27 protein-coding genes are annotated in these 25866 nt (G+C 68.4%); 8 read left to right on the top strand and 19 right to left on the bottom strand.

All coding sequences use genetic code 11. The features are described from left to right. Window positions 1-2 precede the first annotated feature (2 nt). Window positions 3-1493: a TIGR01777 family oxidoreductase gene (locus tag V9L20_RS22725; protein ID WP_337298335.1), complete on the bottom strand. Its 1491-nt coding sequence runs from the start codon at window positions 1491-1493 to the stop codon at window positions 3-5. Beyond that, window positions 1490-2167, bottom strand: a complete 678-nt coding sequence (locus V9L20_RS22720) for a DUF4166 domain-containing protein (protein ID WP_337298334.1) — start codon at window positions 2165-2167, stop codon at window positions 1490-1492. The genes V9L20_RS22725 and V9L20_RS22720 overlap by 4 nt, the downstream gene beginning before the upstream one ends. Before the next feature lie 136 nt (window positions 2168-2303). On the opposite strand from V9L20_RS22720, the gene queA reads away from it, so the two are divergent. From queA to tgt, 3 genes are read left to right on the top strand one after another with little or no spacing between them, the layout of a single operon-like run. Continuing rightward, on the top strand, window positions 2304-3347 hold the full coding sequence (gene queA / locus V9L20_RS22715) for a tRNA preQ1(34) S-adenosylmethionine ribosyltransferase-isomerase QueA (protein WP_337298333.1): 1044 nt from the start codon (window positions 2304-2306) through the stop codon (window positions 3345-3347). Continuing rightward, on the top strand, window positions 3344-4585 hold the full coding sequence (locus V9L20_RS22710) for a PQQ-dependent sugar dehydrogenase (protein ID WP_337298332.1): 1242 nt from the start codon (window positions 3344-3346) through the stop codon (window positions 4583-4585). Before queA ends, V9L20_RS22710 begins: the two co-directional genes overlap by 4 nt. Next, window positions 4582-5778 carry a tRNA guanosine(34) transglycosylase Tgt gene (gene tgt / locus V9L20_RS22705; RefSeq protein WP_337298331.1) on the top strand — a complete coding sequence of 399 codons (1197 nt, stop codon included), beginning with the start codon at window positions 4582-4584 and terminating at the stop codon, window positions 5776-5778. The genes V9L20_RS22710 and tgt overlap by 4 nt, the downstream gene beginning before the upstream one ends. 33 nt (window positions 5779-5811) lie before the next feature. Here the strand turns inward: tgt and V9L20_RS22700 are convergent, their stop codons facing one another. Further along, window positions 5812-6195, bottom strand: a complete 384-nt coding sequence (locus V9L20_RS22700) for a hypothetical protein (RefSeq protein WP_337298330.1) — start codon at window positions 6193-6195, stop codon at window positions 5812-5814. 126 nt (window positions 6196-6321) lie between these two features. Between V9L20_RS22700 and V9L20_RS22695 the strand changes: the two genes are divergently transcribed. Beyond that, entirely contained in the window at window positions 6322-7110 is a 789-nt protein-coding gene (locus V9L20_RS22695; RefSeq protein ID WP_337298329.1) for an SDR family NAD(P)-dependent oxidoreductase, read from the top strand. 68 nt (window positions 7111-7178) lie between these two features. Here the strand turns inward: V9L20_RS22695 and V9L20_RS22690 are convergent, their stop codons facing one another. The 7 genes from V9L20_RS22690 to V9L20_RS22660 form a co-directional block, all read right to left on the bottom strand. Continuing rightward, window positions 7179-7559 carry a DUF3597 domain-containing protein gene (locus tag V9L20_RS22690; RefSeq protein WP_258502872.1) on the bottom strand — a complete coding sequence of 127 codons (381 nt, stop codon included), beginning with the start codon at window positions 7557-7559 and terminating at the stop codon, window positions 7179-7181. Window positions 7560-7649: 90 nt separating this feature from the next. After that, window positions 7650-8759 carry a zinc ribbon domain-containing protein gene (locus tag V9L20_RS22685; RefSeq protein WP_337298328.1) on the bottom strand — a complete coding sequence of 370 codons (1110 nt, stop codon included), beginning with the start codon at window positions 8757-8759 and terminating at the stop codon, window positions 7650-7652. Between the two features lie 49 nt (window positions 8760-8808). Continuing rightward, window positions 8809-9612: a DUF2145 domain-containing protein gene (locus tag V9L20_RS22680; protein WP_443098619.1), complete on the bottom strand. Its 804-nt coding sequence runs from the start codon at window positions 9610-9612 to the stop codon at window positions 8809-8811. After that, window positions 9609-10076: a hypothetical protein gene (locus V9L20_RS22675; protein ID WP_337298327.1), complete on the bottom strand. Its 468-nt coding sequence runs from the start codon at window positions 10074-10076 to the stop codon at window positions 9609-9611. Before V9L20_RS22675 ends, V9L20_RS22680 begins: the two co-directional genes overlap by 4 nt. Window positions 10077-10130: 54 nt before the next feature. Continuing rightward, complete coding sequence (locus V9L20_RS22670; protein ID WP_337298326.1) at window positions 10131-10634, bottom strand: YiaA/YiaB family inner membrane protein; 504 nt, start codon at window positions 10632-10634, stop codon at window positions 10131-10133. Between the two features lie 156 nt (window positions 10635-10790). Further along, a complete protein-coding gene (locus V9L20_RS22665) occupies window positions 10791-12749 on the bottom strand; it encodes an MFS transporter (RefSeq protein ID WP_337298325.1) in 1959 nt (652 codons plus the stop codon). A 14-nt stretch (window positions 12750-12763) separates the two neighbouring features. Then, window positions 12764-13621: a hypothetical protein gene (locus V9L20_RS22660; RefSeq protein WP_337298324.1), complete on the bottom strand. Its 858-nt coding sequence runs from the start codon at window positions 13619-13621 to the stop codon at window positions 12764-12766. Between the two features lie 141 nt (window positions 13622-13762). Here V9L20_RS22660 and V9L20_RS22655 point away from each other — a divergent pair, with 141 nt between their 5' ends. Continuing rightward, a complete protein-coding gene (locus V9L20_RS22655; RefSeq protein WP_258502883.1) occupies window positions 13763-14497 on the top strand; it encodes a helix-turn-helix domain-containing protein in 735 nt (244 codons plus the stop codon). 3 nt (window positions 14498-14500) lie between these two features. Here V9L20_RS22655 and pyrF read toward each other — a convergent pair whose 3' ends face one another. The 6 genes from pyrF to V9L20_RS22625 are packed head-to-tail and all read right to left on the bottom strand — an operon-like array spanning window position 14501 to window position 19254. Then, window positions 14501-15325, bottom strand: coding sequence for an orotidine-5'-phosphate decarboxylase (gene pyrF / locus V9L20_RS22650; protein WP_337298323.1), 825 nt, complete (start codon window positions 15323-15325; stop codon window positions 14501-14503). A gap of 32 nt (window positions 15326-15357) precedes the next feature. Beyond that, complete coding sequence (locus V9L20_RS22645) at window positions 15358-16167, bottom strand: uracil-DNA glycosylase family protein (protein WP_337298322.1); 810 nt, start codon at window positions 16165-16167, stop codon at window positions 15358-15360. After that, on the bottom strand, window positions 16164-16706 hold the full coding sequence (gene rimI, locus V9L20_RS22640) for a ribosomal protein S18-alanine N-acetyltransferase (protein WP_337298321.1): 543 nt from the start codon (window positions 16704-16706) through the stop codon (window positions 16164-16166). Before rimI ends, V9L20_RS22645 begins: the two co-directional genes overlap by 4 nt. 7 nt (window positions 16707-16713) lie before the next feature. After that, window positions 16714-17430 carry a tRNA (adenosine(37)-N6)-threonylcarbamoyltransferase complex dimerization subunit type 1 TsaB gene (tsaB, locus tag V9L20_RS22635; RefSeq protein ID WP_337298320.1) on the bottom strand — a complete coding sequence of 239 codons (717 nt, stop codon included), beginning with the start codon at window positions 17428-17430 and terminating at the stop codon, window positions 16714-16716. Beyond that, complete coding sequence (locus V9L20_RS22630) at window positions 17423-18442, bottom strand: DMT family transporter (RefSeq protein ID WP_337298319.1); 1020 nt, start codon at window positions 18440-18442, stop codon at window positions 17423-17425. The genes tsaB and V9L20_RS22630 overlap by 8 nt, the downstream gene beginning before the upstream one ends. A gap of 47 nt (window positions 18443-18489) precedes the next feature. After that, window positions 18490-19254 (bottom strand): DeoR/GlpR family DNA-binding transcription regulator, encoded by a 765-nt coding sequence (locus V9L20_RS22625; RefSeq protein WP_337298318.1) that lies wholly within the window; start codon window positions 19252-19254, stop codon window positions 18490-18492. A gap of 80 nt (window positions 19255-19334) precedes the next feature. On the opposite strand from V9L20_RS22625, the gene V9L20_RS22620 reads away from it, so the two are divergent. From V9L20_RS22620 to V9L20_RS22610, 3 genes are all read left to right on the top strand, one after another. After that, on the top strand, window positions 19335-19922 hold the full coding sequence (locus tag V9L20_RS22620) for a GDP-mannose pyrophosphatase (RefSeq protein WP_337298317.1): 588 nt from the start codon (window positions 19335-19337) through the stop codon (window positions 19920-19922). 7 nt (window positions 19923-19929) lie between these two features. Then, window positions 19930-21360 carry a D-alanyl-D-alanine carboxypeptidase/D-alanyl-D-alanine endopeptidase gene (gene dacB, locus V9L20_RS22615; protein WP_337298316.1) on the top strand — a complete coding sequence of 477 codons (1431 nt, stop codon included), beginning with the start codon at window positions 19930-19932 and terminating at the stop codon, window positions 21358-21360. Between the two features lie 175 nt (window positions 21361-21535). Continuing rightward, window positions 21536-23101 carry an alpha/beta hydrolase family protein gene (locus tag V9L20_RS22610; protein ID WP_337298347.1) on the top strand — a complete coding sequence of 522 codons (1566 nt, stop codon included), beginning with the start codon at window positions 21536-21538 and terminating at the stop codon, window positions 23099-23101. A 10-nt stretch (window positions 23102-23111) separates the two neighbouring features. Here V9L20_RS22610 and V9L20_RS22605 read toward each other — a convergent pair whose 3' ends face one another. The 3 genes from V9L20_RS22605 to purE are packed head-to-tail and all read right to left on the bottom strand — an operon-like array spanning window position 23112 to window position 25851. Next, a complete protein-coding gene (locus V9L20_RS22605) occupies window positions 23112-24113 on the bottom strand; it encodes an L-threonylcarbamoyladenylate synthase (RefSeq protein ID WP_157616346.1) in 1002 nt (333 codons plus the stop codon). Beyond that, complete coding sequence (locus V9L20_RS22600) at window positions 24110-25303, bottom strand: 5-(carboxyamino)imidazole ribonucleotide synthase (protein ID WP_337298315.1); 1194 nt, start codon at window positions 25301-25303, stop codon at window positions 24110-24112. Before V9L20_RS22600 ends, V9L20_RS22605 begins: the two co-directional genes overlap by 4 nt. Continuing rightward, entirely contained in the window at window positions 25300-25851 is a 552-nt protein-coding gene (gene purE, locus V9L20_RS22595) for a 5-(carboxyamino)imidazole ribonucleotide mutase (protein WP_337298314.1), read from the bottom strand. Before purE ends, V9L20_RS22600 begins: the two co-directional genes overlap by 4 nt. Between the last annotated feature and the right edge of the window lie 15 nt (window positions 25852-25866).

Raw genomic sequence — 25866 nt, 5'->3', positions numbered from 1 at the left:
TTCTAGCGTGGACGGCAAAGGTCCGTCAAGGCGCTGCGGGCATCGGGAAACATGAACTGGAAGCCGGTGCGCAGCAGCTGCGCCGGCACTACGCGCTGGCCTTCGAGCAGCAGGTCGGCCTGCTCGCCGAGCAACCACTTCACGGGCGCGGCGGGCGTGGGCATCCAGCAGGGGCGATGCAACACACCGGCCGCGACACGGGTGAAGGCCTCCTGGCCCAGTGTGCCCGGCGCGGTGACGTTGAAGGCCTGCGCGGCGACGGGCCCGGAGGAAGATTCGGTCGCGGTCCACACGTGTGCGATGGCACGAATCAGGTCGTGCACATGCACCCACGAGAGCCACTGCCGCCCGCTGCCCAGGCGCCCGCCCATGCCGAGCTGCACCGGCATCAGCAACTGCGGCAGCGAGCCCTGGTGGCCCAGCACGAATCCGAAGCGCAGGCAGGCCACGCGAACGCCGCGCGGCACGGCCGCATGCGCCGCCTGTTCCCAGCGCTGGCACAGCGTCGACATGAAGATGCCTTGCGGCGGCGCGTCTTCGGTGAGTTCGGTGGTCTCGCCCTGCGGCTGCACGCCGTAGTAGCCGATGGCGGAGCCCGAGAGCAGCAGCCACGGCTTGCGCGGGCGCGCCGCAATCCATGCGACGAGTTGCTGCGTCAGCCCTTCGCGGCTTTGCAGCAGCTGCTGCTGGCGCCGCGCGCTCCAGCGCTGGCCTAGGATGCGCGCGCCCGCAAGGTTGACGATGACATCGATGGCGTCCGCCGCAGGAATCTGGTCGAGCGCCTCCACGCAGCGCACCGCGCCGCCGAAGCCCCAGGCGGCGGCGCGCGCGTTGCGCGTCCACACCGTTACCGCGTGGCCATCGGCCAGCAGGTGCCGCACGAGGATCTGGCCGATGAAGCCGGTGCCGCCCGTCACCAGCACCTGCCGCGGCTTCGTGCCGAAGTGCACCTGTGCCTGGGCGTCGCGCGCCTGCGCCTGCTTCTGCTGTTTGAACAGCGCGCGCGCCGCAAAGCCGTCGCGCAGGCCCGAGATGCCGACGCCCACGCCGCACAGCGCGAGGAAGGCGCTGAGCCAGCCGTGCGGCTGCCAGACCATCGCGGTCGATTGCGCGGCCCAGCCGACCGCGCTCATCGCCAGCAATGCGATGAACGCGCCGGCGTTGATGGCCAGCACCGTGTGCGTCACGCGTTCGGTCGGCGGCAGCAGGCGGCTGCCGTCTTCGACCACGAAGTCCCACAGCGTGAGCACGATCTCGACGCCGAACACCGCGAGCAACACCCACGCCCACGCGCCGTGCCAGGCCCACGCCGACAGCCCGAGGAACAGCACGCAATAAATGGACGAGCGCGTGGCGTGGATCGCCAGTTCGCGCCCCGCCGTGCCGCGGCGCGGCAGGGCTTCTGTGCCTTCGTGGTGGTAGAGCGTGTCGAAAGCGCCCAGCGCGCCCTGCACCGCCATGAGCTGCAGGGCCAGCAGGTGCGTGTCGATCATGCGGCCACCGCCTGCGGCTGCGTCACTTCTTCGAACACGCCGACCTGCGTAAAGGTGGTGCCCATGAGGCAGTGGCGAATCTCGATGCGGATGTTGAAGCGCTCGGGCGTCTCGTTGTGGTGCCACAGAAAAGTCTTGCCCGGCGTGAAAAGGCCCGGCAGCGGAATGCGCCAGCCGAACAGTTCCCAGAAATAGCCGTCGCTCTGGAAATGCAGGCTGCCGTTGGCTTCCACGCTCAGCACCAGCTTCATGCCTAGCCCCATACCCACGTACTCCAGCACCTCGCCGCGTTCACTCTCGCGCATGAAGCTGGTGAACTGGATGGGTTGGCGCCCATGCAGGCGGTAGATGCGCTGCTTGTAGATGGCCGGGTCGCCGGGCCGGGCGTAGACCTGGATTTCGACCGGGAAGTGGCTGTCGCTGTAGGGGATCAGCGCGCCCTGGATCATCGGCTGCGTGAGGTGCCCCAGCAGCTTGCCGAAGCGCGAGCAGCGCAGTTCGCTGAGCGCGCCCAGGTAGTGCAGCGCCTTGCCCGGCAAGGGGTTCTTGTCAAAGCGCCGGCGGATGTCGGGGTGCAGGCCCATCCAGGCACCGCCCAGGATCTTCTTGAAGAGCTCGCCTTCGGAAGGAGGAGCAGGGGACGGCGTGACACGCGCGACAGAGGAATCGACCATGCGTCGATTCTGCCTCGGCAACCCCGGGCCAACCCCTGAGCAGTGCTGTGATTCCGGGCCATGGGACAATCGCCGCTCTCCGCCTTTTTCTCTTCCCACGCCTCCTTGGCACGGGCCCGTCCGGCCCTCAAGCACCATGCGCGCCTTTACGCTTTCCGATTTCGATTTCGACCTGCCCCCCGAACTGGTGGCGCAGCACCCGGCCACCGAACGCACTTCGTCCCGCCTGCTCGACGGCACCGGCAGCGAGCCGGTCGACCGCATCTTCAAGAGCCTGCCTTCGCTGCTGCGCAAAGGCGACCTGCTGGTCTTCAACGACACGCGCGTGGTCAAGGCACGCCTCTTCGGCGAGAAGCCGACTGGCGGCAAGCTCGAACTGCTGGTCGAACGCGTGCTGCAGGGCAACGAGGTCGTCGCACACATGAAGGTCAGCAAGAAGCCGCCTGTGGGCACCACGCTGCAGATGGTGGGCGGCTTTCGCGCGACGCTGCTGGGCCGCTGGCCGGAAGAAGACGGCGCGCTGTTCCGTTTCAGCTTCGAGAGCGGTACCGGCGAAGACCCCTACGCGCTGATGGCCCGCTGCGGCCACGTGCCGCTGCCGCCCTACATCACCCACACCGATTCGGCCGATGACGAGAGCCGCTACCAGACCGTGTTCGCGCGCGTGCCCGGCGCCGTGGCGGCACCAACGGCGGCGCTGCATTTCGACGAAGCGCTGCTCGACGAACTCGAAGCCCGCGGCGTGCAGCGCGCCAACGTCACGCTCCACGTGGGCGCCGGCACTTTCCAGCCTGTCAAGACCGAGAACATCGCCGAGCACACGATGCACGCCGAGCGCTACGAGGTGCCCGAAGCCACGCAGCGCGCAATTGCCGAATGCAAGGCACGCGGCGGCCGCGTGGTCGCGGTCGGCACCACCACCGTGCGCACGCTCGAGTCGTGGGCCAAGAGCGGCGAAACGAGCGGCGACACGCGCATCTTCATCACGCCGGGCTTCGCCTTCGAGCACGTCGACCTGCTGGTCACCAACTTCCATCTGCCGAAGAGCACGCTGATGATGCTGGTCTCGGCCTTTGCGGGCTACGAGCGTGTGATGGCGCTGTATGCCCACGCCATTGCCCATCGATACCGCTTCTTCAGCTACGGCGACTCCATGCTGCTGGCGCGCTCTGCCCCATGAAGTTCAGTGCCCTTCGCCTTTGGCTGGCCGCGTTCGGATGCGCGATGCTGCTGCCGACGGCGGGCCATGCGCGCGGCTACACGCCTCAGGGGCTCTGCGGCGAGTACGCGCGGCTCGACATCGGCAGCCCCGCGGGCACCTGCGTCGCGCTGCTGGCCGACGAGGCGCAGGGCCTGCGTGCGCCCCGGCGCATCCTCGAGGTCGCGCCGGGCCGCTACTGGGTTGTCGACATGGGCTCGTGGGAACCGCGCCGCGGCCGCCTGCTAGAGATGGTGCTGCCCGCCGAGGGCCCCGCGCCGCGGCGCGCGCGCTTCAGCGTTCTGGCCGAGCAGCTCGACCGGCCCCTGGGGCTCGTTGCCGGACCTGACGGCAAGATCTACATCGGCGAATCAGGGACGGTCTGGCGCACGGCTATTCCTTCGCCCGGCAGCGCACTGCAGCGCGAAACGGTGATCGACGGGCTGCCGGGCGACGGCACGCATCCGCTCAAGGAACTGGCGTTCGGACCCGGCGGGCGCCTCTACGTGAACGTCGGCTCCGATTCCGATGCCTGCCGCGATACGTCGTCGAAGCAATACCCGCTGCCCTGCCCCGACTTGGCCGGACCGAAGCCGCGCGCCGCGGTGTACGAAGCCGTGCTCTCCGGGCCAGATTACAAGTTGCAGAGCTTCAAGCCCTTTGCCACGGGGCTGCGCAACTCGGTCGCATTGACCGTGCTGCCGGACGGCCCGGCCAAGGGCGCCGTGCTGCAGGGCGAGAACTCCATCGACTACGAAGACGTGGGCCAGCCCCCCGAAGAGTTGAACCGGCTTCAGGCCGGGCGCGACTACGGCTGGCCCTACTGCGTCGGCAACCGCCGGCCCGCGCGCGGCTACGAGAACCGGCACGACTGCGAGGCCACCGAGGCTCCGCTGATGCTCTGGCCCGCGCACGTGGCGCCGCTGCAGATGATCGTCGGGCCCGCCGGCAGCCGCTTCGCCGGCCAGCTGCTGGTGGCGTGGCGCGGCCACCAGGCGCCCGGCCACCGCGTGGTGGGCTACAAGCTCGATGCGCGGGGCCTGCCGTCGGGCAAGCCGATCGAATGGCTCGCCGGCTGGAACCCCAAGCCCGGCGTGCGCCCGATGGGCCGCCCCACCGGCATCACCGTCGACCGGCAGGGCCGCTTGCTCGCCGTCGAAGACTTCAACCGTACCATCCTGATGCTGCTGCCGGACGCCGGCGCCGCCACCCAGAAATGACCGACACCACGTCCCTGCCGCGCCTGAAGTTCGAACTTCTCAAGACCGACCCCGACAGCCACGCGCGCCGGGCCACGCTCACGCTCAACCACGGCGTGGTGCAAACGCCGATCTTCATGCCCGTGGGCACCTACGGCACCGTCAAAGGCGTGATGCCGCGCAGCCTCGAAGAGATGGGCGCGCAGATCATCCTCGGCAACACCTTCCACCTGTGGATGCGGCCCGGCCTGGACGTGATGGCGAGCTTTGGCGGGCTGCACCAGTTCGAAAAATGGAACAAGCCCATCCTTACCGACTCGGGCGGCTTCCAGGTCTGGTCGCTGGGCGCAATGCGCAAGATCAGCGAAGAGGGCGTCAAGTTCGCCTCACCCGTCAACGGCGACAAGCTGTTCCTCACCCCCGAGGTCTCGATGCAGATCCAGACCATTCTCAACAGCGACATCGTGATGCAGTTCGACGAGTGCACGCCCTACGATACCAAGGGCCACATCACCACCGAAGCCGAGGCGCGCATCTCGATGGAGCTGAGCCTGCGCTGGGCCAGGCGCTGCCAGCATGAATTCGCACGGCTCGACAACCCGAACGCACTCTTCGGCATCGTGCAGGGCGGCATGTTCGAGAACCTGCGAGAAGAATCGCTCGCCGCGCTGGTGGACATGGATTTTCCGGGCTACGCCATCGGCGGCGTGAGCGTGGGCGAGCCCAAGGAAGAGATGCTGCACATCATGGGCCACACGCCGCACCGGCTGCCGGCCGACAAGCCGCGCTACCTGATGGGCGTGGGCACGCCCGAGGACCTGGTGCAGGGCGTGGCCGACGGCGTCGACATGTTCGACTGCGTGATGCCGACCCGCAATGCGCGCAACGGCACGCTGTTCACGCGCTTCGGCGACCTGAAGATGCGCAATGCGCGCCACAAGAACGACCCGCAGCCCATCGACCCGAGCTGCACCTGCCATGCCTGTGCGGGCACCTCGGGCGTGAGCTGGAACGACGGCGGACGCGAGGGCTTCAGCCGCGCCTACCTGCACCACCTGGACCGCTGCGCCGAGATGCTGGGGCCGATGCTCACCACCATCCACAACCTGCACTACTACCTGAATCTGATGCGCGAAATCCGCGAATCGCTCGAGGCGGGCACCTTCACGGCTTTCAGGGCCCGCTTCAAGGCCGACCGCGCGCGCGGCGTGTAGCCGCCGCACCGGGCCCGGTCGAGCCGGCTCGCTCTACTTTGCAGCGGCGGGGGCCTTGACGGCAAGCGGCGTGGCGTACGGCTCGATGCGCAGCAGGTCGTTCTTGAAGACGGCCACCTGGCGCAGCGGCGCCTGCACCAGCGCACCTGCGGCATCTTTCTGCGATGCGTATTGCCAAAGCGTGAGCTGCCCCTTGGCCGACAGCAGCTCGGCCAGGCGCTGCACGCCGGGCCCGGCTCCGGTGCCGAGCTGCGCCGCCTCCACCCCGACGATGATTTCGTCTTTCGGCGAGACCAGCTTGAAGAGCTGGATCGGCGCCGGCGCTTGGGCGCGGGCGGGCCGCACGGCGGCTGCCAAGGGTAGAAGCGCCAGGGCGGAAAGGCCGCTCAGCGCACGGCGACGGTAGGAATTGTTCATGGGCGACAAGCCTACCCACGCAGGCGCCCGCTGCCCACATGCCGGAAGCCATACGCCACGTACACCGGAGGTACGCAGGACTAAACCGGGTTCGCCTGCAGACGTACATCCGCTACGCTAAACGCCATGACCACCGCTTCTTCATCACCAACTACCGCATACACCGCCCGCTATCCCTCGCTGGCCGGCCGCACCGTGTTCATCTCCGGCGGCGCCACCGGCATCGGCGAAGCGCTGGTGCGGGCCTTCCACAACCAAGGCGCGAAGGTCGGCTTCTGCGACCTCGATGCCGCGGCGGGCCGTGCGCTCGCGGGCCAGCTCCAGGGCGGCAACCCGGCGCTGTTCTGCGAATGCGACGTGACCGACACCTCGGCCCTCAGCGCCGCCATTGCGGCGGTGCGCGCGCAGTTCGGCCCCATCGGCGTGCTGCTGAACAACGCGGCCAACGACCGCCGCCATGAAATGGCCGACGTGACCAGCGAAGATTTCGACCGGCTCGTGGCCGTCAACTTCAAGCACCAGTTCTTCGCCGCGCAGGCGGTTGCGGACGACATGCGCGCGCTGAGCGGCGGCTCGATCATCAACTTCGGCTCGATCAGCTGGATGATCAAGGGCCGGGGCTACCCCGTGTACCAGGCCTGCAAGGCGGCCGCGCGCGGGCTCACGCGGTCGCTGGCGCGAGACCTGGGCAAGGAGAACATTCGCGTCAATTCGATCGTGCCGGGCTGGGTCATGACCGAGCGGCAGATCAAGCTGTGGGTCAAGCCCGAGTCCGGCGCCGAGATCGATGCGGCGCAGTGCCTGCCGGGCCGCGTGATGGCCGAAGACATTGCCGCCATGGCCCTGTTCCTGGCCGCCGACGATTCGAGGATGTGCACCGCGCAGGATTTCGTGGTGGACGCCGGGTGGACCTAAGCCCTGTTGCTGATTCTTCAACGCAAAAGCCCGGCATGCCGGGCTTTTTGCTGGGTCGACAACGAAGATCAGTCGCGCAGTTCGGCCGGCACCTTGCCGCCGTTCGCAGCCAGCTTGGTCATGACCTGGCGGTGCAGCCAGATGTTCATCTTGGCGCTGTCGCTGGTGTCCGCGCCATAGCTGAGTTCGGCCGCGAGCTGCTTGCGCGCGTCGAGGCTGCTGTCCAGGCCCAGCAGCTTCATCAGGTCGACGATGGAAGTGCGCCAGTTCAGGCTGCTTGCGCCGGGCATGCCGTCGAGCAGTGCCTCGACGTCGACCACGGTGATGGCCGCCGGCGGTGCCGCCGCAGCGGGTGCGCCGGCGGGCGCCGGTGCTGCCGGAGCAGCAGGGGCGGTGGCGGCGTTCGCGGACGGGAAGATCTTGGAAAGAATGCTGCCGAAAATGCTCATGCGTGTGCTCCGTCAATGTTGAGAACTGAAAACTTGCGGCAACAGTTGTGTCGCCGCCGGACGTTGTAGCACGGCCCTGCGGCGCCCCCGCTACACGGCGGGCCGAACCGCCGCGCCGGATGTGAACGAATCCGCAGACTCCGCGGCCGATGCGAGCGGCACCCGCGCCGCGGCGGAGGTACCGCAGGCATGGCAGAACTTCGAGAACGCACTCTTGCGGGTTTCGCACTGGCCGCAATGGTCGAACAGGCCAATGCCGCAATGCGGGCAAAAGTCGATCTCGTTGTTCTTCAGGTCCACCGGGCGCTCGCATCCGGGGCACACGTTCTTGCCGAGCCGCGTGAGCGCGGTGTCGTAGCTGAGTTCTTCGCGCCGCACCTGATCGGGCTGCTGCTCGGCCAGCTTCTGGCGGGCAAGGTAGCGGTTCAGCGCGACGATGGCGTAGCGCCCCACGAGCACCGTGACCAGTATGCCCACCACGTAGCGCACGTAGCCGCCGTAGCTCGGCATGTAGGGCACCAGCTCGACGAAGAAAGCGAACAGCGCAAAGAAGATGAAGCCCCAGACAAAGGGCCAATAAGTGCCCTTGCGCTTCTTCACGAACAGCCAGCCTGCCACCGCCAGCAGCGGCAGCGTGAGCGCAAGCCGGTAGCCGAACACGCGCAATTCGACGCGGCGGTACTCGGCGTCCAGCTTGTCCTGTGCGTCGCGCTCCAGCACCGCAAGCGATTCCCGGGCGCGCTGCTCGCCCTGCTGCGCATCGAGCACGATCTGGTGCTGCGCATCCACCTTGCGCTGCACCGCGTCCTCCTTGTTCTTGAGCGCGTCGAGCGCCTTGGTGCGCGCGATCAGCTCGGTGTCCTGGTCGGGCTGCGCGGTGGCACGCCGCGTGGCGATCCAGTTGCCGAAGGTCTCGCGGGCGTTGGCGCTGGCTTGCTGCGCGGCACTGAGCTGCAGGCCGATCTGGTCGAGCTCCCGCGACGCAGCCCGTTCGGTCTTTTCCGCCGCCTTGATCGCGTCGCGCAGCGGCGCGGCCGCGGCACGGTCAATGAAATCGTCGAGTTCGAGCGCCCTCTCGACCCGCGGCAGGTCGCCCACGACGGTACCGCCGAGCCCGATCAGGAAACTCGCGAACACCAGCGCCACCAGCCACAGGCCGCGGCGGAACCATTTTTCAGACAGACGCAATGACTTGCTCATTTGTTTTTTCCTCTTTTTTTCTTCTGAAGCGCGCACGCTCCCGTTGCAACTACAGCTTGAAAGCCACCGGCGCCGCACCCAGCCCCGCGCGCGGCAACCATGCAAACACCGAATCGACCGTGACCGTTTCGATGCGGTCCGAGAACCGCTTATCGTTCGGGTGATCGTCGAAGGCCACATTGGCCGACCCCACGCGGCCGCCCAGGCGGGTAAGCGGGCCGAGCCGCAGTGTCGTCGGTTCGTAGCCCTTGAACTGCATCCACGCCTGCGCCTGCCCGCGGCTGCCGATAGTGGCGGGCTCCATGGCCGCGGCCAGCGTCTCGACGGCCCACTGGTTCGACTGCTGGTACTTCTGCCCCCAGACGTAGCTCACGATGCTGTAGGGCGCCACGTTCAGCCGCGTGATGCGCGACGGCGGCTCGAGCAGCGCGGCCAGCAGCTGCGTCTGCACCTGCGGCGTCGGCACGGCCCAGGCCGCCTCGTAGCGCCACAGGTCGTCCAGGAAGAACTCGCCGAGCCCTTGCCGATAAACCGCGGCCACGGCGGTGCCGCACTGGTTGAGCTTGTGCACCACGCGCCACGGGCCTTGCTCGGTCTTGTAGGCGATGCCGAGGTGCGAATAGCGCAGGCCGTACTTGCTCAGGTCTTGCCCGGCGCGCGCCAGCAGCACGACGCGGGCGCCGCTCGCATCCAGCTGCTGCGAGGTGCGCTCGGCCAGCTGCATGCCCTTGACGATCAACTCTGCCGTCGGCTTGGCCTGCTCGCAGGAGCGGCCGGCCTGCGCTTGCAGCGGCAGCGCCGTTGCAAGCGCCAGGAGCGCCGGAAAAAACGCCTCGACGAGAGTGCGCTTCACGACAGCCTCTCGTTGTGCAACAGCGCGCGGCCAATGGCATTGGGCACAAAGGCCAGCACGTCGCCCGCGGCGGACAGCACGATGCCGGTGCCGATCACGCTGACAAGCACGCCGGTGCCGACCGAGGCGGATACGCCGTTGGCGGCGCGGCCCATGACCTTGATGCTGGCGCGTGCGCCGTCCGAAGCGCGCTCCAGCACGTAGACGGTACCGTCGGCCGAAGCCTCGACCGCCACCACGGTGAGCACCGAGCCGCCCACCGAAAGCGCGGCAGGCACCGCGACCACTGCCGTAGCCGAAGCCCCAACGGCGGATGCAGCCCCGACCACCGACGCCACCGGCAGCAGCGAGAGGGCTGCCGAAGCCTCGGAAGCGTGATTCTGGGCCTGGGCATGAAGGGGAAGCGCGGTACCGGCGAAGGCGGTGCAGGCAGCGGCGAGGAGAGCAGCAATCGACTTTTTCATGACGGTCTTTCGTTGGTTGAAGTGCGGGTCAAAGCGAAGTGAAGGAAGCCGCGCTCATTCGGTCGAGCCGGCGGCGGCCGCTTCCTGGCGCGCGGCACGGCGGCCTTGCAGGCGCGCTTCGACAAGGTCGGCTTCGTGGCGGTCGCGCAGCGTCTTGGCCAGCGTGAAGGCCGAGCTGATCAGGAACAGCCAGCTCACGCCCAGGAAGGCCTTGTAGGCATCGTTGATCTCCATGCGGATCAAGCCCCAGCCGGTCAGGCCCATGGCGGTGAAGAAGCTGCCCCAGACCACCAGGCGCCACATCGGCACGTCGCGGCCTGCGGTGCCACCGGCGTCCGCGTGCTGGTTGTCGCGGATGAACTTGGCCAGCATGAAGGCGGTGCTCAGGCAGAACACATAGCCCATCACCATGAACGCGCGGTCCAGCGCCTCGCCCGGCAGCCAGCTCAAGCCGGTGGCACACAGGAACACGGCAATGGCGAAAGAAGCCCAGACCTGAAGCTGCCAGGCCCGCGTATCGCGTTGGATCGAAACGGTGGTGGAAGGGAAGGGTTGCATGAATGCCTCGCGGCGTAGTGAAGGTGGGCGAATGATGGTTCGCCCCCGCGCCGCGAGGATCAAATGCTTCGACCAGTTCTGGTTTGAGCCGCTATTGGTATCCCACCAAGATACTTTCCGGCGCCTTGCGCGCCGGCGAGGCCGTGCCTCTGCGCGTCAGGCTGCCAGCAACCCGCTCACGCGCTGCTGCAGCGCCTCGGGCTGCACTTCGACCGGCGGCACCGCATGGCCGACGTTCAGCCCCACGCGGCTGAAGAAACCGCGGCGGAACGGCTTGGCCATGGCCACGTTCTGTCCGCCGCGCAACTCGATGCGGCTGAAGTACGAGCCCCAGAGGTTGGTCAGCGCCATGGGGATCACCGGCGGCTCGATGCCTTCGGCGCGCGCGCTTTCGATGATCTTCATCACGCCGCCCTTGAACGGCTGCAGTTGGCCGTCGCGGGTGATGGCGCCCTCGGGAAAGATCGCCAGCAGGTCACCCTCGCGCAGCACCTGCAACGCGCGGGCAAAGGCGGCTTCGTAGGCGGCGGGATCTTCCTTCTGCGGCGCGATCGGAATGGCCTTGGCCAGCTTGAACAGCCAGCCGAGCACCGGCACCTTGAAGATCCGGTGGTCCATGATGAAACGGATGGGCCGTGGGCTCGCCGCCATCAACAAGATCGCGTCGATGAAGCTCACGTGGTTGCACACCAGCACCGCCGCGCCTTCGGTGGGAATGTGCTCGTCGCCCTTGATCTCGAAGCGATAGACGAAGTGCGACAGCATCCACGCAATGAAGCGCAGCAGGTACTCCGGCACCAGCATGAAGATGTAGAACGCCACCACCGCGTTGGCAATGCCGGTGAACAGGAAGATCTGCGGAATGGTGAAGCCGGCGCCGAGCAATGCGCCCGCGAGCACCGAGCTGCCGATCATGAACAGCGCGTTGAGGATGTTGTTGGCCGCGATGATGCGCGCGCGATGCGTCGGCTGGCTGCGCAGCTGGATCAGCGCATACATCGGCACGCTGTACAGCCCCGCGAAGAGCGACAGCAGCGCCAGGTCGGCCATCACGCGCCAGTGCGCGGGCTGGCCCATGAAGGCGCCCAGCCCCATGCCGGCGGAAGGCGGCAGACCGCGCGATGCAAAGTACAGGTCGATGGCGAACACGCTCATGCCGATGGCGCCCAGCGGCACCAGGCCGATTTCCACCTGCCGGCGGCTCAGCGTCTCGCACAGCAGCGAGCCGATGCCGATGCCCACCGAGAACACCACCAGCAGCAGCGAGGCCACCTGCTCGTCGCCATGCAGCACTTCTTTCGCGAAGCTGGGGAACTGGCTCAGAAAGACGGCGCCGAAGAACCACATCCACGAAATGCCCAGCAGCGAGCGGAACACCACGATGTTGCCGTGCGCGAGCTTGAGGTTGCGCCACGTCTCGCTGAACGGATTCCAGTTGATCACCAGCCCGGGGTCGGTGGCCGGCGCCTGCGGAATGGCCTGCGCCACGCCGCGTCCGACCAGTGCCAGCAGCACGCAGGCCACCGCCACCGTGGTGTGGCCGATCTGCGGCAGCGCCACCAGCAGCCCGCCCGCCACTTGCCCGAGCAGGATGGCGACGAAGGTGCCCATCTCGACCATGCCGTTGCCGCCCGTGAGCTCGCGCGAGTCGAGCACCTGCGGCAGGTAGGCGAACTTGACCGGGCCGAACAGCGTGGAATGCAGGCCCATGAGGAACACGCAGCCCAGCAGCACCACCGCATCGGCGCGCATGAAGCCCCATGTCGCAATCAGCATGATCGCGATCTCGAAGTTCTTCACGAAGCGGATGATCTTCGTCTTGTCGAACTTGTCGGTGAGTTGGCCCGCCGTGGCGGAGAACAGCAGAAACGGCAGGATGAAAAGCGCGCCGATCACCAGGCCCGCCATGGCCGGCGGCATCCAGCTCAGCTGGAGCTGGTAGGTCACCATGACGGTGAAGGCGAACTTGAAGAGGTTGTCGTTCGCCGCGCCCGCGAACTGCGTCCAGAAGAAAGGCGCGAAACGCCGCTGCTTGAGAAGGGCGAACTGGTTGGCGTGCGCGTTCGCCTCGTGGGGCGCGGTGGCGGCAGTCGCAGCAGCGGCGGGGGTTGTCATTCGAAGAATTCTCCTCAGGCCGTTACGACGGCTGCGTCGGGATTGTGCCGCAGCAACGTTGCCCGCCAGCCCATATCGAGCTTCCGGAGTGCCGCCAGAACCGGCAAGCCCGCGAGCGCCGCCACCAGGTGCTTCAGGCTGTGGCCGGAGATCAGGTGCCCGGAGGCCTCGTAGATCTGGTGGTCCGCCAGCTCGAAGGCCTTGGCCACCACATAGAAGAAGATCACCCAGCCCAGCTTGAGGCCGACCGCGCCGCGCATCGGCGTGGCCAGCGCAAGCGTCAGCACCAGCGCCATGCCGCCGAACTGCACAAGGGCCCAGGGCAGGACATTGCCGGTCTCCTGGACCACCTCGGCCGCAAGCAGGCCCGTGGTCAGCACGAACCAGGCGGCCGGCCAGCCGGCGCGCTGGCTCACGCGTTCGCAGACCGCAATGCCGATCAGCCCGGCAAAGGCCACGGCCATGCCGGCGCGGTCGGCCGCAAGGCGGGGTGCGTCCGGCAGCAGGTGATAGAAGGCGGAGCCCGCCGCGGTGGCGATCAGGCCGGCGAAGAACAGCCAGGCGCAATCGAGCGTGTTGTCCGGCGGGTCGCTGGCCGGGGGTGCCAGGGGAAACTGGGCCAGCGCCTGCTGATGGGCCCGGTCGATGCGGTTGAGCCGGTACAGGCCCCAGCAGCCGATCAGCAGGAACGGCAGGTTGCTCAGCACGTCCATGGCATTGGGCAGGCCGTGCCAGGCGCGGTTGTCTGCAAACACCGAGGCAATTGCCACATCGGCCGCGGGCAGCGCGGGGCCGAACAAAGCCACAAGCGCAAGCAGCGCAAAGGTGAAGAGCAGCCCGCGTTCGCGGCGGCTGAGAGTGGGCAGGAACATGGCGGGCCTCGTTGGTTGGGTGGTACGAGCCGCGGAATTTAGTTGCCAGCCTCTCTGTAGGCATCGAGAATCGATACGAGGTATTAATTCACACCTTTCGGTATCCTTTTTCGATACCCCTCTCCGCACAAGCCACCTTTCATGAGCACCACCGTCGACCTCGTCCAAGCCCTCAAGAACGAACTCAAGAGCGCCCGCATGACCTACGCCGACCTGGCGCGGTCGCTCGACATGGCGGAATCCAGCGTCAAGCGCATGCTGGCCAAGAGCGACATGCCACTGTCGCGCGTCGACGCGATCTGCCGTGCGCTCAAGATCGACTTTGCCGAGTTGGCCCGCCGCGTGGCCGACGCCCAGCCGCTGTTGAAGGAGCTCACGCAGGAGCAGGAAAGGGCGGTGGTCAAGGACAAGAAGCTGCTGCTGGTGGCCATCAGCGTGCTGAGCCAGTGGACGCTGGAGCAGATCGTGGCCTCGTACCGGATCACGGAGGCGGAATGCATCGGCTTCCTGGCGCAGTTGGACCGCATCGGCATCATCGAGCTGCGGCCGCTCAACCGCTACCGGCTGAAGCTGGCCAAGACCTTCCGCTGGCGGCCGCACGGCCCGGTGATGGAGTTCTTTCGCGAAAACGTGGTGCTCGACTACTACCGCGGCGGCTTCGACGGGCCGGCCGAGGGGCTGTTGCTGGTGCACGGCTCCATCAGCCGCTCATTGGCACCGGCGTTTTTGGAGCGCCTGCAGCGCGTGGCGCAAGACTTTGCGCAGCAGCACCAGACGGACCAGAAGCTCTCGGCCAAGGACCGCGAGGGCTACACGCTGCTGCTGGGCATGCGGAATTGGGAGTTCGAAGCCTTCACGCGGCTCCGCCGCGCCTGAACCTCAGGGCTTTGCAGCTTCGAGCGCGTCGCGCGTGGTGCGCGCGGCGTTCTTCGCCGCGGCGGCAAAGTCGTCGCCCGACGACGCGTAGATGATCGCGCGGGACGAGTTCACGATGATCGGCGCATCGGCGCGCCAGCCCGCGCGCACCGTGGCTACCGCGTCGCCGCCCTGGGCGCCGACGCCCGGAATCAGCAGCGGCACCGTGGGCGCGAGTTCGCGCACGCGTTCGATCTCGGCCGGATAGGTGGCGCCCACCACGAGGCCGAGTTGGCCGTTGAGGTTCCACGGGCCTTGCGCGAGCTTGGCGACGTGCTCATAGAGAAAGGGCTGGCCCTCGATGTCCGCGAGGCGCTGGCCCTGCAGGTCGGAGCCGCCGGGGTTGCTGGTACGGCACAGCAAAAAGGCGCCCTTGCCTTCGTGCTTGAGGTACGGCGCCACGGAGTCGAAGCCCATGAAGGGCGACAACGTGACCGCGTCGGCGCCATAGCGCTCGAAAGCCTCGATGGCGTACTGCTCGGCGGTGGAGCCGATGTCTCCGCGCTTGGCGTCCAGGATGACGGGCACATGGGGCGCATTGCGGCGCATGTGCTCCATCAGTTGCTCCAGCTGGGCTTCGGCGCGGTGGGCCGCGAAGTAGGCAATCTGCGGCTTGAAGGCAATCACCAGGTCGGCCGTCGCGTCGACGATGCGCGCGCAGAAGTCATAGATGCGGCTCGCGTCGCCCTTGAGTTGCCCCGGGAACTTGGCTGGCTCCGGATCGAGCCCCACGCAGAGCAACGAACCGTTTTTTTGCTGTGCGGTGGCCAGCTTGTCGAGGAAAGTCATGGGGCCGATTTTAAGGACCCGCCGGCCGCCGCTTATTTCGACGGCATTTGCTGGTCGGCTGCCAGGCACAGGTCGGCCCAGGCGCGCGCCTTGTCGGCGGGGTTTCGCAGCAGGTACGCCGGGTGGTAGGTGGCCACCACCGGCACGCCGTTGACCGAGTGCAGCGGCACGGCGCGGCCGCGCAGCTTGCCGAGCGGGTCGGTGCTTTGCATCAGGCTTTGGGCGGCCAGCGGGCCCATGGCGAGCACCATGCTGGGCGCCAGCGCGGCGGCATGTTCCTCGAAAGCCTCGGCCATCGGGCGCGGGCTGCCGGGCTGGCCGGCTGCCACGCCGCGGTGCGTGCGCATCAGGTGCACCGGCGTCTTGCCATCGTGCAGCTTGAGGGCGCGCAGCATGTTGTCGAGCAGCTTGCCCGCGTCGCCCGCAAAGGGCTCGCCGTGGCGACCGTCGGCTTCGGGCGGCATGTCGGCCACGACCAGCCAGCCGCCTTGGGCCGACTCGGTGCTTCCGGCCTCGGCATAGAGGCGACGGGGCGTTTCGACCAGCACGGCGGCGCCATGGGCGAGCGGTGCCGCGGCAGGTGCAGTTGCTGGGCGAGCGACCGGCGCCGGTGCCGCGGCGGGCCTTGCGACCGGTGCATGCGCAGGCGCGGCCACGGGCGTTTCGGCGACGTACGGTTCGCGCTCGTCGACGGGCGGCGGCTCTGCGACAACTGCTTGTGCCTCTGCGGCAACGGGTGCCGCCTCGACGACCTCGGGCATCGGCCACCAGACCTTCACGCCCATTTCGTCGAGCATCGCGCGCTGGCGCGCGTCGAGCTTCAATGTCTGTACCGCACTCATCGCAAGGCTCCCCAGGCGGAGCCTGTCTCGTTCAATCTCAGGCTCATGACCACGGCGTCTTCGCGCTTGCCCTCATGCGCCGGGTAATAACCCTTGCGCACGCCGACGCTGCGGAAACCCTGGCGCACATAAATGTCGAGCGCGCGCTGGTTGCTTTCGCGCACCTCGAGCCACAGCCACTGCGCGCCTTCGCCGCGCGACCACCCGGTCAGCGCCTCGAGCATCAACGGCGCCCAGCCCTGGCGCTGGAAAGCCGGCGCCACGGTGATGTTGAGCAGATGCACCTCGTCGACGCCCTTCATGGCGACGTAGTAGCCGATCAGCGTTTCGCCGAGGCTGGTAACCGGCGTGGCCAGGTTCGGCAGCGACACCGGCGCGAGCAGGCATTGGCAGTGGTAGCCAACGGCCATGGAATCGATGAAATTCCCGCGCGTCCAGGGATGGCTGTAGGCCGTGTGCTCCACCGCGCAGACAGCCTCGAGCCGCTCGATGGTGAGCGGTTCGAGTCGGGCTTCGACGGGCTGGAGAACGGCACTCATGGGTGGGTCACACTGGTGAAATCGCAACCGCGGCCGCCTTGATGGCGGCACGCTCTTCCGTGGTTTGCGCCACTTTATCGCGAACATACAGCGGCCAGGCATGTGCCGCATCCACAGTGCGTCCGGCGGCCAGCAGCGCCGGGGCGAGCCGAAGCATGGCGGCGGCCGTCGGCAGCACCTCGTGGCGCGCTGCCGCCGGCGCCAGGCGCGGGCCGTAGGCTGCAAAGGCATTGCCGGCGAGCGACCAGCCGGCGGGCACTTCGAGCGCCTCGGGGGCCCGCAGCAGCGGCTCGTTGTCGTTGCCTTGCAACGCGCCGAGTTCGCCGCCGCCTTCGAAGTCGTAGCGGGCGGCATACAGCTGGTCCATGCGCGCATCGAGCACCGCAACCACCTGGCGGGCGCCGAAGGCATGGCGCGCTTCCTCGGCCACGGCCTGCAGGGTGTCGACCGGCAGCAATCGCACACCGGAGCCGAAGGCCAGCCCCTGGGCCACCGAGCAGGCGGTGCGCAGGCCCGTGAAGGAACCCGGCCCGCGGCCGAAGGCGATGGCGTCGAGCGCGGCCAGCTCGAGCCCGGCCTCGGCCAGCAATTGCAGGATGAGCGGGATCAACGTGCTCGACGCCTGCGCACCGCCAGCGCCGCTGTGCGTGAACAGGCGCTCGCCGTGGCGCACCGCCACCGACAGGTGTTCGGTGCTGGTGTCGAAAGCCAGGAGCCTATGCATCGTGGCGCCCCATGGCTGCGGCAGCCGGAACCGCGGGCACTGCGGCATTGCGCGCTCCGGCGGCCTTCTGCACGCCGAACAGGATGCCGGCGGTCACCAGCAGCAGGCCGGCGATCAGGTTCCAGTACAGCGGCTCGTCGAGCCAGATCACCGCGCCGAAGGCCGAGAGGCCGGGCACCAGCGCCGTGATCATGGTGCTGCGCACCGGGCCGAAATATTGAATCATCTTCGTGAAGGTAATGCCCGAGATCACCACCGAGCCGATGCCCTGGAACAGCATCTGAAACGCCACCTCGCCCCAAGGGGCGGAGCCGATGTGGCTCACGACCGCGCCGCCCGCCACCAGCAGGCTGTACACGGGCACATAGGTGAGCAGTGCGAACACGGTAATGGCAATGGTCGCGCGCACGGCGTCGAGCCCATGGCGGCGTGCCACCACGCTGTAGCAGGCCCAGCAGAACGCTGCGCCCATGAAAAGCAGGTCGCCCTTCCAGACCTCACCGCCCTCGAAGGCGTGCAGCAGGCTGCGGCCGCCGACCATGAGGTCGCCGGCAACGATCAGCGCCAGGCCGAAAGCGCGGCCCGGGGTGATGCGGTCGCGCAGCACCAAAGCGGCCAGCAGCGTGGTCCACAGCGGCAGGCTGCCCGGCATCAGCACCGCGGCATGGCCCGCGGGCGCAAAGAAGAAGCCGCTGTACGCAAGCATGGCGTAGGCGAGCCCGCCGAAGACGCCGGCGGTGGCTGTGACGCGCAGGGAAAGAGGCGAAAGCCCGAACAGCGACGAGGCCGTGCCCCCTTGCTGTTCGCGGCGGCTCTTCATGACCAGCCACGCACCCCATGGAACCAGCACCATGCTGGCGCCGCAGATGCGCGCCAAGGCCAGGTCGAAAGGCGTGAGCGAGCGTCCGGCCGAGGCCCGGGCGATGACGATGAAGGCGGTCCAGACCAGCACGGTGACCACGGCCGCGCCGATGCCGAGCGTGCGGGGCGAAAAACGGGGCGTGGCAGGCATCCCCCGATTATCGAGGGCCCGCCGCCGCCCCGCCGGCCAGGGGCGAATCAGCCGCCGTCGCTGCGCAAGATGGCCAGCCCCACCTTGCGCAGCGCCGCCAGCGCGGGGGCGGGCGCCTCCGGCGACACCAGCAGGCTGGTAGCGGCGGAAACCGGGTTGATCACCCAGGCCGAAGCGGCGCCGATTTTTTCCGATGAGGCCAGCACCACCGTCTCGGCCGCCGCCGCCATGAGCGCGCGCTTGATCGCCGCCTCTTCGTCATCGCCGGTCGTCAGCCCGGCTTCGGCCTGCACGCCGGTCACGCCCATGAAGAAGGTGTCGGCATGGATGCGCGAGATGGCGTCCATGGCCGCGGCGCCCACCGCCACCATCGAATGCCTGAAAAGCCGCCCGCCGATCAGCACCACCTCGACGGCGACGTGGCCAGCCAGCTCGACCGCCACCGAGGGGCTGTGCGTCACCACGGTGGCACGCAGGCTTTCGGGCAGGTGCCGTGCCATCTGCACGGCCGTGGTGCCGCCATCGATGAACACCACCTGCCCCGGCCGCACCAATCGCGCAGCGGCACGGCCGATGGCCACCTTCTCGGCGGTTGCCAGCTGCAGGCGGCCCGCAAAGTCGGCCTCGGCCCTGGCAAGCGGCAGCGCACCGCCGTGCACGCGCTGCAGCAGCCCTTCGGCGGCGAGCTCGCGCAGATCGCGGCGAATGGTGTCTTCCGACAACGCGAGCTCCTCGCTGAGCGACTTCGCGACAACGCTGCCGTCGCGCCGCAGGACCGAGAGGATGTGTTGTTTGCGCTGGCGGGTAAGCATCGGTGCGATCGTATCCGGCCAAGCCGCAGATTGCACGAATTTTCTTGTTTTTGCACGAATCAGCGCATATGCTTTGCGCCATGACCCTTCAAGACCGCGTCCGGGTGCACGAAGCCACCCTGCTTTCCGACAACTGGTACACGCTGAAGACCACCGCCTTCGACTGGCGGCGCAACGACGGCAAGTGGCAGCGCATGCACCGCGAAACCTACGACCGCGGCAACGGCGCCACGCTGCTCCCCTACAACCGGGCCCGGCGCACGGTGCTGCTGACGCGGCAGTTTCGCTACCCGGCTTTTCTCAACGGCCACGACGACCTGCTGATCGAAGCGGCCGCCGGCCTGCTGGACAACGCGGCGCCCGAGGAGCGCATTCGCGCCGAGGTGGAAGAAGAACTGGGCTACCGGCTCGGCGCGGTGCAGAAGATTTTCGAAACCTTCATGAGCCCGGGCTCGGTGACCGAGAAGCTGCACTTCTTCATCGCCGAGTACGAGCCTTCGATGCGCGTGGGCAATGGCGGCGGCCTGGCCGACGAGGGCGAGGACATCGAGGTGCTCGAACTCGGCATCGACGAGGCGCTGGCCATGGTGGCGGACGGGCGCATTGCCGATGCCAAGACCGTCATGCTGCTGTACCACGCGCAGCTGCATGTTTTTCCGCCGAGATAATCGGCCGATGGTTCTTCCTCGTCTCTCCTTCCTCCGGCCCGTCTGTGCGCTGTGCCTCGCCACGCTTTTCGCTTCCGGCGCCTACGCGCAACAAGCCTTTCCGACCGAAGTAGAGACCGCCCTCGCGCGCGCCAAGGTGCCGCGCGATTCGGTGACCATGCTGGTGGCCGACGCCGACGGCGTGCGCCCGCCGCGGCTGGCGTGGCGCTCGCAGGTGCCGGTGAACCCCGCATCGATCATGAAGGTGGTCACCACCTACGCCGCGCTCGACCTGCTCGGCCCGGCCTACAGCTGGAACACGCCGGTCTACGTCGACGGCACGGTGAGCAACGGCGTGCTCAACGGCAACCTCTACATCAAGGGCCAGGGCGACCCCAAGCTGGTGCTCGAGCGCGTGTGGCTGCTGCTGCGGCGCGTGCAGGGCCTGGGCATCAACACCGTGAGCGGCGACATCGTGCTGGACCGCAGCACCTTCGAGAACACGGCCGAAAACGATCCGGCCGCCTTCGACGGCGAGCCGCTGCGGCCCTACAACGCCTCGCCCGACGCGCTGCTGGTCAACTTCAAGTCGGTCAACATGACCTTCACGCCCGAGCGTGGCGGGCAACAGGCGCGCATCAACTACGAGCCCCCGCTCGCCAGCGTGTCCATGCAGCCCACCATCGCGCTGGCGCCCGGCGAATGCGGCGACTGGCGCACGGCGATCAGGCCCGACTTCAGCGACCCGAACCGCATCCGGTTCAACGGTGCGCTGCCGACCGCCTGCGGCGAGAAAAGCTGGGCCGTGGCCTATGCCGACCCGCGCACCTACGGGCTGCGCGCCATCGGCGGCATGTGGGCCGAGATGGGCGGCCGCGTCGGCGGGCAGATGCGCGACGGCCGAGTGCCGCCGGGCCTGAAGCCGGTGTTCGAGTTCGGCTCGCCGCCGCTGGCGGAGGTGATTCGCGACATCAACAAGTACAGCAACAACGTGATGGCGCAGCAGGTGTTCCTGACGCTCGGCCTCACGCAAAAGAACCGCGGCACCTTCGAGGCGTCGCGCAATGCGCTGGGCCAGTGGTGGCGCGACCGCATCGGCACGGGCGAGGGGCAGCCGGTGTTCGACAACGGTTCGGGCCTGTCGCGCGAAGAGCGCATCAGCGCCGCGGCGCTCGGCAAGATGCTGCAGGTCGCGTGGCGCTCGCCGGTGATGCCCGAGTTGGTGTCGTCGCTGCCCGCCTCGGGCGTGGACGGCACGCTCAAGCGGCGCGCGCTGCGCTCGGGGGGCGCGGCGCACCTGAAGACGGGCACGCTGCGCGACTCGTCGGGCGTGGCTGGCTACGTGCATGGCGCGAGCGGACGGCGCTACGTGCTGGTGGCCATTGCCAACGGCGAGAACGCGGGTGCGGCGCGGGCGGCGTTCGACGCCCTGGTCGACTGGGCTTACCAGGACAACTAGGCGCCTGGTCGCTTGGTCGCCTGGCCTGCCGCACCGTGTACTGAAAACTTCTGTAGGTGATAGCCGCTTGCGCGCGGCAGGGGTGCTGCACAGAATCGGACGCCCGTTCGATTCGACACCCGTGCAACACAGGAGATACGCCTTGAAGACACCGCAACAACCTTCCCGCCTCTCGATGCAAAAAGGGGCGGCATCGGCGGCGCTCATCGGCGCTGCGCTGCTGCTGGCGGCCTGTGGCGGAGGAGGCGGTGGTGGCGGAGGCGGCATCGGAATCGGGCTTCCGCCACCCGCGACGGATACGGGCCGAGGCTCCGTCGTGACGGACCCGCCCGAGCAGGCGTCGAAGCTGACCGCCGACCAGTTCAGGTCGCTGCTCGAGGCCGATGCTTCGGGCAGAGCGCTGCTTCAGGTGACCGGCACGCCCAAGTGCGGCATCGAGACGCGCTATCTCGAATACCGCACCATCGGCGGCAAGAACGAAGCCACCAACGCCACGGCCGCGGTCATGGTGCCCTCGGGCGCCGACGTGGCCTGCAACGGCGCGCGGCCGGTGGTGCTGTATGCCCACGGCACCACCGCCGCGCGCAACTTCAACATCGCCAAGTGGACCGAAGCCGGCCAGCCCGCGGCCGGCGAAGGCCTTCTGGTTGCCGCCATGTTCGCGGCGCAGGGCTACCTCGTGGTGGCGCCCAACTATGCGGGCTACGACAAGTCGACACTGCCCTATCACCCGTACCTGAACGGCGACCAGCAAGGCAAGGACATGGTCGATGCGCTCACCGCGGCGCGCAAGACCTTCTCGGGCATCAACGCGACCGATGCGGGCTCGCTGCTGATCACCGGCTATTCGCAGGGCGGCTACGTGGCCATGGCGGCGCACCGCGAGATGCAGGCCACGGGCAAGGCGGTCACCGCGTCGGCGCCGCTCTCGGCGCCATCGGCCATCGGCCTGCTGGCGGACTACACCTTCCAGGGCTGGCCGGCGCTGGGCAGCACGCTCTTCGTGCCGCTGCTCTCGGCCAGCTGGCAGCAGCAGTTCGGCGACGTGTACGGCAGCACCAGCGACATCTACGAATCGCAGTACGCCGCCGGCATCGACACCCTGTTGCCTAGCCTGACGCCGATCACCACGCTTTTCGCGAATGGAAAGCTGCCGCAGTTGGCGCTCTTTCCGGCGGGCGCCACGCCGGGGCCGGTGAGCCCCGACCTGTCGATCTTCTATGGCGCCAACAACCTGATCCGCCAGAGCTACCTGACGCAGGCGGCCAGCGACATCCAAGCGACCCCCTGCCCCGGCAATGCGCTGCCTCCCACGGCGAGTTCGCTCAGCACGACTTCGCCGCTCGATTGCCGGCCGGCCGTGGGCTTTAGAAAGGCGGCGCGCGCCAACGACCTGCGCAACTGGCTGCCGACCCGGCCGGTGCTCATGTGCGGCGGCGCCAACGACCCGACCGTGAATTTCCTCAGCACCCGCGCCACCGCCGGCTACTTCCGCGCCCGCGGCATGCCCGCCGCCGCGCTGACCGTGGTCGACCTGGAAGACAACGCCACCACCGACGCCTATTCCGCCGCGCGCGCCGGCTTTGCGCAGGCCAAGAGCACCCTCGCGCAGAACAGCCCAGGCAGTGAGGCCGACAAGGCGCGGGCGGTCACTCTGGCCTATCACGGCACGCTGGCGCCGCCGTTCTGCCTGGCTTCGGCGCGCGGCTTCTTCCAGGGCGTGTTGGCCGCCGGCGGCTGACCCTTGAGGGTCAGCCCATCGACGCGCGTTGAAGGCGGTCGCGCACGCCTTCCCACTCGGGCGTGTCCGGCGGCGTCTCGACCCAGATCAGCTTGACGCCCTGCGCGTCGAACTCGCGCAGCACCGCGAACAGCTGGTGCGCGCTGGCCGCGGCGTCGTCGGGCATGCGCCGCTGCAGCACGCGCTGCGAATGGCTGCGCACTCCGGTGCGCGTCCACACCGCGATGTTCGCGGCGCCGGCGCCGAGCACGTCGAGCCCGGTCTGGATGGCCTTGGCATCCATCAGCCGCAGCTTGGCATTGGGAGCGTAGTGCGCCTCCAGCGTGCCAGGCGCGCGCGGATCGGGCGTTTCGAGCACCTCGCGGTCGCTCAGGCGCTCGCCCAGCGCTGCCTCGACCTGCGCTCGCGTGATCAGGCCCGGCCGCAGCAGCACGGGCGCGCCGCGGCTGCAGTCGATGATGGTCGACTCGATGCCCACCTCGCAGGCGCCGCCGTCGACCACCGGCAGCGAATCGCCGAATTCATCGAACACATGCTGCGCGGTGGTCGGGCTCACGCGGCCGAACCGGTTGGCGCTGGGCCCCGCTAAGCCGGGCACGCCCTGCTCGGCGCAGGCCTCGAGCAGCGCCTGCGCCACCGGATGCGAAGGGCAGCGCAAGCCGATGGTGTCCTGTCCGCCCGCCGCCGCGGCCGCAACGCCGGGCTGGCGCGTGACGATCAGCGTGAGCGGGCCGGGCCAGAAGGCCTGCACCAGCTTCTGCGCGAACGGCGGAAGCGGCTGCGCAAAGCGCGACAGCGCCTCGGTGCCCTTGATGCCGGCCGCCACGTGAACGATCAGCGGATGGTCCGAAGGCCTCCCCTTGGCCTTGAAGATGCCGGCCACCGCCATGTCGCTGGTGGCATCGGCGCCCAGGCCATAGACGGTTTCGGTCGGGAATGCGACCAGCCCGCCCGCGCGCAGCACGCGCGCGGCTTCGGCGATGGCCTGGGGAGACTGGCCGTCGAGAATCATGCGAAGTCGGCCGCCGTGAGCGCCGGCAGGCCGAGCAGGGTGGAGGCTTGCGATGCCGCGGCGCGCACGCCCTCGAGCGTGGCGCCGGTGAAGGTGATGTGGCCCATCTTGCGGCCGCGTCGCGGTTCGACCTTGCCGTAGAGGTGCAGGTGGGCGCCCGGCAGCGCGAGCACGTCGCTCCAGCGCGGCGCCGCCGGCTTGTCGCCGCCCTCGGCGGTGAACCACAGGTCGCCCAGCAGGTTCAGCATGATCGCCGGGCTGTGCTGCCGCGGCGGGGCCAGCGGCAAGCCGGCAAGGGTGCGCACCTGCAGTTCGAACTGCGACACGTCGCAGGCCTCCATGGTGTAGTGGCCGCTGTTGTGCGGCCGCGGTGCCATTTCGTTCACGACCAGCGAGCCGTCGGTCAGCACGAAGAACTCGACGCACAGCACGCCCACGTAGTTGAGCCCGGTGGCAATGCTCTTTGCCGAGTTGATGGCGGCCTGCGCCACCGTCTTGGGCATGTTCTGCGCATGCACCTCGGTCACGGCCAGGATGCCGCCCCGGTGCAGGTTGCGCTGGGGCGGAAAGTGCACGATCTGCCCGTCGCGGCCGCGCGCCACGATCACCGAGCATTCGAACTCGAGCGGCAGCAGCTTTTCGAGCACGCACGGCACGCAGCCCGCGGCCTGCCAGGCGTCGATCAGCTCGGCCCGGGTGGACACGCGCTGCTGGCCCTTGCCGTCGTAGCCGAGGCGGGCCGTCTTGAGAATGCCGGGTAGCAGCCCGTCCTCACCGGCGGCAAGCTGCGCCGCCGTCTCGATGACGGCGTACGGTGCACAGGCCACGCCGCAGCGCGTGAAATGAGCCTTTTCGGCGATGCGGTCCTGCGCGATGGCAATGGCCGCCGCGTCGGGCGCCACGGGCCGGGCGACGGACAGCTTGTCGAGCGACGGCGCGGGCACGTTCTCGAACTCCGTCGTCACCGCGTCGGCCAGGCCCGCGAGCCGTGCCAGCCCGTCCACGTCGGCGTAGTCGGTATGGATGTGGTGATGGCTCACGCGGCCGGCCGGGCTGTCGGCGTCGGGGTCGAGCACCGCCGTGAAATAGCCCATGCGCTGGGCGGCGTGGGCGAACATGCGGCCCAGCTGGCCGCCGCCGAGCACGCCGAGCGTGGCGCCCGGAAGAATGGGAAGGTCGTTCTTGCTCACAGTGCACCCCCGCCTTGCGGCGAAAAAGGCGATACGGCGCCGGCCTCCGCCGCGGGAGGCGGCGGCAGCGTCATGGCCTCGGCCGCAGCGGTTTGCGCGGTGCGGAAGGCGTCGAGCCGGGCACGCAGCGCCGGATCGTTCACCGCCAGCATCGCCACGGCGAACAGCGCCGCATTGGCGGCCCCCGCATTGCCGATGGCAAAGGTCGCCACCGGAACGCCCTTGGGCATCTGCACGATGCTGTAGAGCGAATCCACCCCCTGCAGGTGGCGGCTGGCAACCGGCACACCCAGCACTGGCACGGTGGTCTTGGAGGCCAGCATGCCCGGCAGGTGGGCCGCGCCGCCCGCGCCCGCGATGATTGCGGTGAGCCCTCGCCCGGCGGCGCTTTCGGCGTACGCGAAGAGCGCATCGGGCATCCGGTGGGCCGAGACCACCTTCGCTTCGTGCTTGATTCCGAATTGCTGGAGAATCTCGACCGCGTTGCGCATCGTCTCCCAATCGGAGCTCGAGCCCATCACTACACCGACCTGAATGGTTTCGTTCATGGTTTCAATTTTACG

Source organism: Variovorax sp. CCNWLW225 (assembly GCF_037204045.1).
In the GTDB taxonomy this organism is placed as follows: domain Bacteria; phylum Pseudomonadota; class Gammaproteobacteria; order Burkholderiales; family Burkholderiaceae_C; genus Variovorax.
The sequence above is the reverse complement of the archived record's forward strand: the minus strand, read 5'-3'. Positions and strand labels throughout refer to the sequence as shown.

Excerpts from the sequence above, each read along its gene's own strand:
- V9L20_RS22725 (WP_337298335.1), bottom strand. The coding sequence starts at position 1,493 with ATGATCGACACGCACCTGCTGGCCCTGCAGCTCATGGCGGTGCAGGGC.
- V9L20_RS22720 (WP_337298334.1), bottom strand. The coding sequence starts at position 2,167 with ATGGTCGATTCCTCTGTCGCGCGTGTCACGCCGTCCCCTGCTCCTCCT.
- queA (WP_337298333.1), top strand. The coding sequence starts at position 2,304 with ATGCGCGCCTTTACGCTTTCCGATTTCGATTTCGACCTGCCCCCCGAA.
- V9L20_RS22710 (WP_337298332.1), top strand. The coding sequence starts at position 3,344 with ATGAAGTTCAGTGCCCTTCGCCTTTGGCTGGCCGCGTTCGGATGCGCG.
- tgt (WP_337298331.1), top strand. The coding sequence starts at position 4,582 with ATGACCGACACCACGTCCCTGCCGCGCCTGAAGTTCGAACTTCTCAAG.
- V9L20_RS22700 (WP_337298330.1), bottom strand. The coding sequence starts at position 6,195 with ATGAACAATTCCTACCGTCGCCGTGCGCTGAGCGGCCTTTCCGCCCTG.
- V9L20_RS22695 (WP_337298329.1), top strand. The coding sequence starts at position 6,322 with ATGACCACCGCTTCTTCATCACCAACTACCGCATACACCGCCCGCTAT.
- V9L20_RS22690 (WP_258502872.1), bottom strand. The coding sequence starts at position 7,559 with ATGAGCATTTTCGGCAGCATTCTTTCCAAGATCTTCCCGTCCGCGAAC.
- V9L20_RS22685 (WP_337298328.1), bottom strand. The coding sequence starts at position 8,759 with ATGAGCAAGTCATTGCGTCTGTCTGAAAAATGGTTCCGCCGCGGCCTG.
- V9L20_RS22675 (WP_337298327.1), bottom strand. The coding sequence starts at position 10,076 with ATGAAAAAGTCGATTGCTGCTCTCCTCGCCGCTGCCTGCACCGCCTTC.
- V9L20_RS22670 (WP_337298326.1), bottom strand. The coding sequence starts at position 10,634 with ATGCAACCCTTCCCTTCCACCACCGTTTCGATCCAACGCGATACGCGG.
- V9L20_RS22665 (WP_337298325.1), bottom strand. The coding sequence starts at position 12,749 with ATGACAACCCCCGCCGCTGCTGCGACTGCCGCCACCGCGCCCCACGAG.
- V9L20_RS22660 (WP_337298324.1), bottom strand. The coding sequence starts at position 13,621 with ATGTTCCTGCCCACTCTCAGCCGCCGCGAACGCGGGCTGCTCTTCACC.
- V9L20_RS22655 (WP_258502883.1), top strand. The coding sequence starts at position 13,763 with ATGAGCACCACCGTCGACCTCGTCCAAGCCCTCAAGAACGAACTCAAG.
- pyrF (WP_337298323.1), bottom strand. The coding sequence starts at position 15,325 with ATGACTTTCCTCGACAAGCTGGCCACCGCACAGCAAAAAAACGGTTCG.
- V9L20_RS22645 (WP_337298322.1), bottom strand. The coding sequence starts at position 16,167 with ATGAGTGCGGTACAGACATTGAAGCTCGACGCGCGCCAGCGCGCGATG.
- rimI (WP_337298321.1), bottom strand. The coding sequence starts at position 16,706 with ATGAGTGCCGTTCTCCAGCCCGTCGAAGCCCGACTCGAACCGCTCACC.
- tsaB (WP_337298320.1), bottom strand. The coding sequence starts at position 17,430 with ATGCATAGGCTCCTGGCTTTCGACACCAGCACCGAACACCTGTCGGTG.
- V9L20_RS22630 (WP_337298319.1), bottom strand. The coding sequence starts at position 18,442 with ATGCCTGCCACGCCCCGTTTTTCGCCCCGCACGCTCGGCATCGGCGCG.
- V9L20_RS22625 (WP_337298318.1), bottom strand. The coding sequence starts at position 19,254 with ATGCTTACCCGCCAGCGCAAACAACACATCCTCTCGGTCCTGCGGCGC.
- V9L20_RS22620 (WP_337298317.1), top strand. The coding sequence starts at position 19,335 with ATGACCCTTCAAGACCGCGTCCGGGTGCACGAAGCCACCCTGCTTTCC.
- dacB (WP_337298316.1), top strand. The coding sequence starts at position 19,930 with ATGGTTCTTCCTCGTCTCTCCTTCCTCCGGCCCGTCTGTGCGCTGTGC.
- V9L20_RS22610 (WP_337298347.1), top strand. The coding sequence starts at position 21,536 with ATGCAAAAAGGGGCGGCATCGGCGGCGCTCATCGGCGCTGCGCTGCTG.
- V9L20_RS22605 (WP_157616346.1), bottom strand. The coding sequence starts at position 24,113 with ATGATTCTCGACGGCCAGTCTCCCCAGGCCATCGCCGAAGCCGCGCGC.
- purE (WP_337298314.1), bottom strand. The coding sequence starts at position 25,851 with ATGAACGAAACCATTCAGGTCGGTGTAGTGATGGGCTCGAGCTCCGAT.